Origin of the sequence: Streptomyces triticirhizae, from assembly GCF_003696235.1 — a bacterium.
In the GTDB taxonomy this organism is placed as follows: Bacteria; Actinomycetota; Actinomycetes; order Streptomycetales; family Streptomycetaceae; genus Streptomyces; species Streptomyces triticirhizae.
This window is the reverse complement of sequence record NZ_RFFJ01000315.1, coordinates 1-4223: the sequence shown is the minus strand read 5'-3', so window position 1 is coordinate 4223 and position 4223 is coordinate 1. Positions and strand designations below refer to the sequence as shown.

Below are 4223 nucleotides of genomic sequence, written 5' to 3'. Positions count from 1 at the left end.
CCGGCCGCCGTCAGGCGGGGTCCCGCTGCGTGTCGCCTTCGGCGACACGCAGTTCGCGGGACTTCAGGGCTATCTGCCAGCGGTAGAAACTCATCGCCAGCGCGTAGTCCAGGCCGGCGCGGCCGTCCAGGAAGCCCCGGCGGAACAGGTACGCGTACCCGAAGGAGAGCAGCGGCTTCAGCGGGGCCCGGTGGAACAGTTGGCCCTGCCGCGTCTTGGCCAACCTGATCTGTTCGCGCACCTCGGGGTGGCACTCCAGCCACGCCTCCCAGTCCGAGTAGCGGTTGTGCCGCTCGAACCAGGTGCGCACCGGGTCCAGGTCGCGGTGTTCGATGGTGGCCCGCAGCCGGTACACCGGGTCGGCCAACGGCTGGTAGTGGCCCTCCTGTTCGCCCATCCCCGGCGCGGCCAGGTCGTCCGGCTCGGGGAACCGCGCCCGGGTGCGGTCCAGCAGCGCGCGCTTGACGATGGTGTGGCCGTGCCGCAGCCTCCGCCCCGCGAACCAGTACCCCAGCGGGATGTCGAACGCGGCGGGCCGCACCCTCCGGCCGTCCAGGAAGATCCGCCGCAACTCGGCCAGCAGCTCCCCGCTGGGCGTCTCGTCGCCGTCCAGGAACAGCACCCAGTCGATGTCGGTGCGCACCCGGTCCAGGCACCACTGCTTCTTCTTCGGGTACCCCCCGTCCCAGGTGTAGCCGATGACCTCGGCGCCCTCGGCCTTGGCCAACTCCCGCGTGCTGTCGGTGCTGTGGGAGTCCACGACCACCACGGCCGCGAAGTGGGCGATGACCGAGCGCACCGTGGAGACGATGTTGGCCGCCTCGTTCCTGGTGGGGATCACCACGGCTATCGGTAGTCGGGGCACGCTGCTCCTTGGGACTCGGACTTGGACTCGGACTCGGGCTTGGGCTCGGACTCGGGGTCGGGGTCGGCCGGGGGCGAGGGCGGGCGCCCCCGGGGTGGGCTGGTCAGTCGGCGGGGGAGAGGAACTCGGCGTACTCCGGGCACAGATGCTCGATCGCCGCCTCCGCCTCGGGGATCTCGCCCTCCGCCACGGCGTCGGGTATCGCCTCGGGGGCGTGCCGGGAGAGATAGCCCAGCCGCTCGCAGGCGGCCGTGCCCTGGTCGAGCACCGCCCCCGGGTCGACGCCCGACGGCACACGCTCCACCAGGAACTCGCGCTGCTCCTCGGTGAACGCGCCGTCGGGCGGCGCCAACTCCTCCTCCGGCAGCGTCTCGTCCGGCACCCCGTCGTCCGCCGGCTCGGCCGGCTCCTCCGGCGGCGGGGTGGACTCCGCCGAAGCGGCCGTCCGCCCCGCGTCGGCGGACCGCCCGTCCGCCCCGCCCGAGTCGTCGTCCGAGCCGCAGGCGGTCAGCGCCACCAACAGCGCCACCAGCAGCGCGAGCGGCAGCGCAGGCGCCGCCGCGCGCCGCCCGGCGGTCAACCCGCCCCGCCCGGGCATCACGGCGCCCCGAAGGTCAGCAGCAACTGGGGCCTGGCGGCGGCCTGTCCGGTCTCCCTGGCGCGCAGCCAGAGACTGTCGGTGCCCTCGCCGGTGAGCGCCAGGCCCAGCTCGCCGCCGAGCGCGTCCGCTATCGCGCCCACCTCCAGCCGCGCCGTGTAGGTGCCGCCCGTCGCCTCCGGCGCTGACAGCGTGCCCAGTGGCTCCTCGCCCAGCGAGGGCCGGCTGGCATAGGTGGTGTCCGCCTCCGACCACTCCCCGATGGTGGGCCGCACCGCGAAGTCGTCCGTCGAGCCGGCCGCCGCGTCGTCGCTGACCCGCACCCGCAGCGCCGCGTCCTTGAGCACCGTGCCCGCCGGGGCGGTGGGCAGCTCGAAGGAGAGATAGCTCTCGTACGGGCTGCTGCCGCGCACCGCGAGCTGCTGGTGGGTGCCGTGACTGGCCGAGGGCGCCGCCCCGTTGACATAGGTGTCGGCCTCGGGCGTCAGCTGGGTGACCGTGTCGGTCGGCACCGAGGCCGCCGCGTAGTGGGCGGCGATCCTGGCCGCCGGCAGCTGCGGGGCGTAGACGGCCGTCTCGTCAAGACGCCCCTGGTAGAAGTCGCTGCTGGGCCGGCCCGGCCAGCTCTGGAGGCTGTCCCCGCCGGTCCGCCAGTATCCGTTGACGGCGCGGCTGGCGGTGATCGTGGTGTCGGCCGCGACCTGTTCGCCGTCCACATACAGCCGCATCCCGGCCGGGCCGACGGAGGCCGCGACCTGGTGCCACTCCCCGTCGTTGTAGCTCTCCCGGCTGGTGACCGTGTGGTATCGGCCGTCGTAGACGCCGAACGCGACCCGGCCGTCGTCGAGGAGATAGATGTTGTTGTCCCGGTTGGCGGAGGGCTCCAACGTGCGGTCGCCCAGGCCGATCAGTTTGCCGCCCCTGGTCGTGGTGGTGCTGAACCAGGTCTCCAGGGTGAACTCGCGCATCCCGCCGTACCGCACGTCGCCGTAGGTGTAGTCGTCCACCCCGTCGTATCCGATGGCGCCCGCGCCCGGGCCCGACACCGCCGGGGGCGTCACCCCGCGCTGCGGGCCGCCCCGGTGCACCCCGGCCGAGTCGTGCCCCGAGGCGTCGGAGGCGAAGTTGTTCGCCGGCTCGTCGTATCGCCAGTACAGCAGCGGCTCGTCCGCCAACACCGCGTCCACGTAGGGCTGTCCGCCGCTCGCCGTGGTGACCGTGACCGGCGGCGAGAGGGCGCTGACGTTCCCCGCGCCGTCGGTGGCCGTCACCCGGTAGCTGTGCGTCTGACCGGGCGCGGTGTCGGTGTCCGTGTACCGCAGCTGCGGGCGGCGCCAGGGCACCGACGAGGCGTCCACCGTGTGCACCGGGGTGGCGGAGCCGTCCCGGTAGACCCGGTAGGTCAGCAGCGAGTCGTCCAGGTCCAGGCTGGCGCGCCAGCTCAGCTGGACCTCGCCCTCGGCCGTGGAGGCCACCTGCGTCTCGGGGACGGTCGGCGCGCCGGTGTCCGGCTCGGTGGCGAACCGGGTCAGGCCCCACTGGGGCTGCCCGTTGACCGTGGTGAAGCCGCCCCCCACCCACAGGAAGTCCCGCTCGTCCGACGGGTGTTGGGTGCTGACGGCCAGCGCGCGCGGGCCCAGCTGCTCGCCGAGACCGTCGTTGGTGTTGGGGAACCAGCCCAGCAGCGTCGGGTCGTCCACGCCCTGCCCGAAGAGGTGGTAACGCGGCTGGTTGGGGAACTCGCCCATGCTGGAGCAGTCGTGCGCGTGGTGGCCGCTGTAGAGGACCTCGCCGTGGACCGCGACCGCCTGGGTGGCGCCCAGGCAGGTGTCGCGCCACCGCTCCTGGAGGGTGTCGAGGTCGAGGGCGATCCGGCCGTCGAAGACGCCGCCGCCGGTGCCCTCGTTCCCCGTGTAGAAGCCGGTCTCGTCCACGTCGAGCGCCTGCACGGTGGAGCGCGGGTCGATGAAGCCCTCCGGGTACCCCTGGACCAGCGCGCCGGAGTCCGCCTCGACCACGGCCAGGGCGTGGGAGTCCGCGCCGTTGACCGTGAAGAAGTCCCCGCCGAGGACCACGCGTTCGCCGTCCGGGGTGAGGGCGATGGCCTTGCCCGCCTCGTCCGCGTCGGCCCGCCAGTCCAGCAGCCGACCCTCGGCGTCCACCGCGCCGAACTTGGCGCGGGGCTGGCCGCTCAACTGGCCGAAGTCCCCGCCCAGATACACCGTCTCGTCGGTGGCGGCGATGGCCCGCACGATGCCGCTGGCCGCGACCGGGAACGGCTTGCGCTCGCAGCTCGGCAGCTCGAACGCGGCCACGCTGGAGGCGCCCGAGCCGGCCACGGTGCCGAAGGTGCCGCCCGCGTAGAGGGTGGAGCCGTCGGGGGAGACCGCGAGCGCCCGCACCGTGGCCGAGCCGGAGCCGACGGTGAACGCCAGCTGGCAGTCCGCCAGCGGCTCGCCCGAAGCGGCGTCCAGCGCCACGAAGTTGACCGCCGGCTGCTCGCGGGCGCCGGGAGCCGCGCCCGGCGGCCGGACCGTGGAGAACGTGCCGCCGGCGTAGACCACGCCGTCGGCCTCGGCCAGGGCGTACACGATGCCGTTGGTCTGCCACGTCGGCAGGTCCTCCGCCGTCATCGTCAACGGGGGCGTCACCGCGCCGGCCCCGCCGCCGACCGCGCCCTGCCCCAACAGGCCGGCGCCCAGCGCCAACACGGCCGCCACGCCCACGGCCCGGCGCGACCGCCGCCTGGCGTGCCGCGCC

The 4223-nt window shown here is 74.1% G+C and carries 3 protein-coding genes; all 3 read right to left on the bottom strand.

What is annotated here, in order from left to right:
• Positions 1–10: 10 nt before the first annotated feature.
• Positions 11–865, bottom strand: coding sequence for a glycosyltransferase family 2 protein (locus tag EBN88_RS28865; RefSeq protein ID WP_122399955.1), 855 nt, complete (start codon positions 863–865; stop codon positions 11–13).
• 103 nt (positions 866–968) lie between these two features.
• Complete coding sequence (locus EBN88_RS30975; RefSeq protein ID WP_158621577.1) at positions 969–1463, bottom strand: hypothetical protein; 495 nt, start codon at positions 1461–1463, stop codon at positions 969–971.
• Positions 1463–4223: CBM96 family carbohydrate-binding protein (locus tag EBN88_RS28855; RefSeq protein ID WP_407703479.1), on the bottom strand; the 2761-nt coding region annotated here is incomplete at its 5' end. The genes EBN88_RS30975 and EBN88_RS28855, both read right to left, overlap by 1 nt.